The sequence below is a fragment of the bacterium genome (assembly GCA_026398675.1).
Taxonomy (GTDB): domain Bacteria; phylum RBG-13-66-14; class RBG-13-66-14; order RBG-13-66-14; family RBG-13-66-14; genus RBG-13-66-14.
The window spans coordinates 1-4,509 of sequence record JAPLSK010000371.1 but is presented as its reverse complement, the minus strand read 5'-3'; the positions used below and the strand labels follow the sequence as shown (position 1 = coordinate 4,509).

The window sequence follows — 4,509 nt, the reverse complement described above, 5'->3', positions numbered from 1 at the left end:
GTATAGTATAGGTATTTTAATTTCTCTCGTTGCGGGGTCGGTTCATACCGCAGTCCATTATGGCGTATCATTTTGAACCGGTTGCGGCATTCGATAGAACGTGCATCGGCAACGGATTACGTGAATGATGGTGTCGGCGTTGACCATTTTGACGCGATTTCCCTAGAAATTCTTTGGGAAAAGACCGCGTTTGTGTTATACTATACGTGCCTCGGATAAAGTCTGCATCGTCCAAAGAGTTACGCTCGATGCCGACTGTCTGAGATGATTGGAAATCTGCCGTAGCGTCCCGCGCGAAGTAGGGTTGGGCCTTTAGTTATATTTTACGGATTTTTCATTTTCTTTTGTCGGCCTTGACAAGAAGGATATTTGAGGCTAGTTTAACTGTGTATCCCAGATAAAAGGATCACCCAACTTTCACGTGTCAAACGAAGGAGAGGTCATGAGGAAGAGTTTGTTGTTGCTTGTTCTGCTGTCCGCGGCCGCCCTTGCGGGTGGCGCGATAGCAGTGCAGGCCGAAAGTTCCCTCCCTCCGGCCGTCGGCACCGGCGCGCTTCCCCTCGGGTACTCCCCCCTGGCCTTGGGCGGCGGGGCGGGGTACTACTACTGGGATTCCACCGAGACCGACATCTGGGCGCCCACCTATGGGTGGCGCTCCCCGGTACACCACATGGGGTGGCGCGGCGACGACACGTACTGGGCCACGACGCTGCCCTTCGCCGTGACCTTCTGCGGCATCCACCACAACGAGGGGACTAACCTCTACGTGGGCTCCAACGGTATCGTCGGGTTCATGGCCTCGAAGATGGAAGAGCCGATCAACCAGAACATTCCGGTCTCGGCTACGCCGAACGCCATCATGGCCGCGCTCTGGGACGACCTGGACGGCTGCACCTCCGGCGACATCTCGCTGGACCTGATCGGCACAAGGCCCGACCGGGCGCTCTTCATCACCTACTCGCCCTGGTACTACGACCTGTCCCCGGTGGACCCCATCGAGTTCCAGATTCTCATCCGCGAGACCGACGTGCCCGGGATAAACAACACCATCGAGTTCCGCTACAAGGACGTCATCGGCGATTCCTGGCGCGACGGTGGATTCTCCGCGACGGTGGGCCTGGAGAACAACTCCGGCGTCACCGCGGCCAAGTACTCCTACAACCTTGAAGCCCTCACCAACCAACTCGCCGTCCGCTTCGTGGACAGCCAGTTCGTGGACAGCCAACTGGGCGATTTCCATCTGGTCGTCCCCGAGGACGGCTCCATCGTCATGATCGGCGATTGGGTGGATTTCCAGTGGCAGGCTTCGGAGTACAGCGGACACGGCACCGTCACCTACGATCTGTTCCTGGACGACGACCCGAGCTTCGACAACCCCACGGTTTTCGACACCGGGACCAACACGACCTTCCGGTACGTCTTCGGCTCCGACGACACCGGCACGTATTGGTGGAAGGTCAAGGCCACCGAGTCGGTAATAGACCTCTACAAGTGGTCCGAGGAGACGAACCAACTCATCGTCAGCGACACGGCGGTCGCGGAAACCACCTGGGGCCAGATCAAGGCCGACTTCGAGTAGCCCTTCCGCCGCCTCTTACGGAGCGGCGGACCTGGATGCCTGCGGCGTAACGCAATCGTTTGCACGTGAATAGTCTCTTCGAGAGACGGGCCTGGGCGCGAAGGCTGTAACTTTACATACACCCGCTGCACCTGACTTTCACCATCAATTCCGGGGGGGCGGGCCTGGAAACCGCCCCCATCGTTAAATTTCGCGTTTGTTTTTCTTGACAAGGTTGAAGTACAGTGGTAAGTTGCCCCCCGCATGGTTTTCTTTTTCCTGGGAATAAAAGGAGGAAAGATGCATAAGGTTACGATATATATCCTCCTGGCGGCCATTTCGGTCTTTGCGGCCGCGACGGTAAGCGTCCAAGAGGAATCTCCTTCAACCTCCCCGCCGGTGGCCATCTGGTCCGGATACTCGCCGCTGCTCTTTGGAGACGGTGCGGGGTACTACTTCTGGGATTCGAACGAGACCAGCGACTGGGCGCCCGTGTACAACTGGCGCACGCCGCGCAACCCCCAGGGCTGGCGGGGAGACGACACCCACTGGACTCTGTCCACCCCCTTCGCCATCCAGTTCTGCGGCACCACCCATAGCTCCGGAACCAACTTCTACGTCGGCTCCAACGGCTTCATGGGCTTCACGAACAACGGGATGGACAACCCCATCAACCAGAACCTCCCCAGCACCGCGGCGCCCAACAACGTCATCGCGCCGTTCTGGGACAACCTGGCTGGATACTCCACCGGCGATATCTATGTCGAGGTGGCGGGGTCCGCTCCGACCCGCAAGTTGTGCATAAGCTACTCGCCGTGGTACTTCTACGAAGCCGCCGCGGATCCCATCGAGTTCCAGGTCCTCATCTACGAGGCGCCGATGGCCGGAGTGAACAACTCCATCGAGCTCCGCTACAAGGACGTGATCGGCGACTCCTGGCGGGACAACGGCTTCTCCGCCACTGTGGGCCTGGAGAACTCGAGCGGCACCGACGCCGTTCTGTACTCCTACAACCAGGATATCATCTCCAACCAGTTCTCCATCCTCTTCGTGGATCAGAACTGGGTGGATGACCAGCTCGGCGAGTTCAACCTCCTCACCCCCGTGGACGGGGACCTGGTATATACCGGGGACACGGTCAACTTCACCTGGGAGGCGCCCGAATACTCGGGTCACGGCACCGTCGAGTACACCCTCTACATTGCCGACAACGAGCAATTCAACAACCCCATGATCTTTGACCGCGGCGGGCATGCCTGGTTCGATTACATCTTCGGCGACGGCGACTCGGGGGACTACTGGTGGAAGGTGTACGCCGAGGAGACCGACATCGGCATCTCCCAGTGGTGCAACGACGTCTTCGATTTCACCGTCACCGGTGTTTCGGTGGATGAGACGACCTGGGGCCAGATCAAGGCCGTATTCTAGTTTCCCCTTCGGGCGGGAATGACGCGCCTGGATCAGGTTTTTGAAATTGTTTCCCTTCACGGGCGGGGTTGCCAACCCCGCCTTTTGCAATCGTATTCCCTCACCGGGCGGGGTTGCTTACCCCGCCTTTTGTTACCGGCGGTGAAGGCGGTGTCACCGGCTGCGGTGAGGGTTGCCGAAATCTCCCTCCCCCCTTTGGGGCGAGGGATGGGGAGAGGGGTTCCTTAACCCCCTCTCCCTTATAGGGAGAGGCTCGCCTACGGGCTAGGGTGAAGGTCGGAGTGCGCACCATAAAGCGGCGGGAATGGGAATCCCCGCCCTACGCCAGCGCAGCGAGGCGCGGGCCGGGGTGAGGGATGGATCGGTCCCCCCTCTCACACCGGGAGCGGCGCGCCGACGGGGATGGGGGTGAGGGCTGCCTTATTCCCCCTCTCCCTCTCAGGGAGGCCTGCGAGGCACGGGTTGGGGTGAGGGTAGAGGTTTGGAACGTGAAAACGGCGGGGATAGGTATCTGCGGCCGAAGGCGAAACGAAGCGAAGCGAGTTACGCCCCGGCGAATCCCCGCCCTACGGAATGTGATTTGGTCGCGCGGCACCCTCGTAGGGGCGACCGTCCACGGTAGCCCGCGGGCCGACCTGAAGGTCGGCCCCTACGTCAGCGCAATTTGCGAGACGCGGGCCGGCCCCGACGCGGGGATGGACTACGTCTTCGGTACCGACGATTCCGGCGGCTACTGGTGGAAGGTCATGGCCCGGGAAACCGACATCGGCCTCACCCGCTGGAGCGAGGAGGTTTACTCCTTCCGCGTCTCGGATGCCGTGGTCGTCGAGTCGAGCTGGGGGACCATCAAGGCCGGTTTTTAACTAAGTACCGGTGGTCCCCCGAGAAAAATCGGGCGGCGGATTCCGTCGCCCTTTTTTATTGATAATCCGCGTGTTAAGCCGGTGTGAACCCTCCCGCCGGGTTGACAGCGGCCGCTCCGGGTGATAGATTAATATTAGAGTTAGATTGGGGTTTTTACGCCTTTTGCCTGGGGAGGAGCGATGCGCAAGATACTGCTGCTCATGCCGGTCGTCCTGACGGCCGCCTGGGGTTACGCCATCGAGGCCGACGGGACGGCCGCGGCGGTCGCGCCCCGGACGGCGGGTCCGGATTACGTTCCCCTCGTGTCGGGCGACGGCGCCGGGTACTACTTCTGGGATTCCAACGAGACGTCGGATTGGGCGCCCGCGTACGACTGGATAGACGCCGCCGGCGGCACCGACCTCGGCACCGGCGACGAGGCCAGCTTCACCGTGACCACCCCCTTCTTCATCCGTTTCTGCGGCCGCGACTACCCCGCCGGCTCCACCGTTTACGTGGGGTGCAACGGGGCGTTGAGCTTTCGGAACGCCGGCATCCCCGGCGCCAATCAGAACATCCCGGACGCGGCCACCCCCAACGCAGTCGCCGCCGTCGCCTGGGACGACCTGCGCGGCATCTCCGGTGACCACCTCTACAGCTACCTCGACACCTCCGGCGAG

General features: G+C 61.0%; 4 protein-coding genes. All 4 read left to right on the top strand.

Annotation, left to right across the window (positions count from 1 at the left end):
* The first annotated feature begins 442 nt into the window (after positions 1–442).
* Positions 443–1,579, top strand: coding sequence for a hypothetical protein (locus NTW26_11235; GenBank protein ID MCX7022822.1), 1,137 nt, complete (start codon positions 443–445; stop codon positions 1,577–1,579).
* A 279-nt stretch (positions 1,580–1,858) separates the two neighbouring features.
* On the top strand, positions 1,859–2,986 hold the full coding sequence (locus tag NTW26_11230) for a hypothetical protein (protein ID MCX7022821.1): 1,128 nt from the start codon (positions 1,859–1,861) through the stop codon (positions 2,984–2,986).
* A gap of 575 nt (positions 2,987–3,561) precedes the next feature.
* Entirely contained in the window at positions 3,562–3,849 is a 288-nt protein-coding gene (locus NTW26_11225; GenBank protein ID MCX7022820.1) for a hypothetical protein, read from the top strand.
* 180 nt (positions 3,850–4,029) lie between these two features.
* The coding region (locus NTW26_11220) for a hypothetical protein (protein ID MCX7022819.1) at positions 4,030–4,509 on the top strand (480 nt) is incomplete at its 3' end.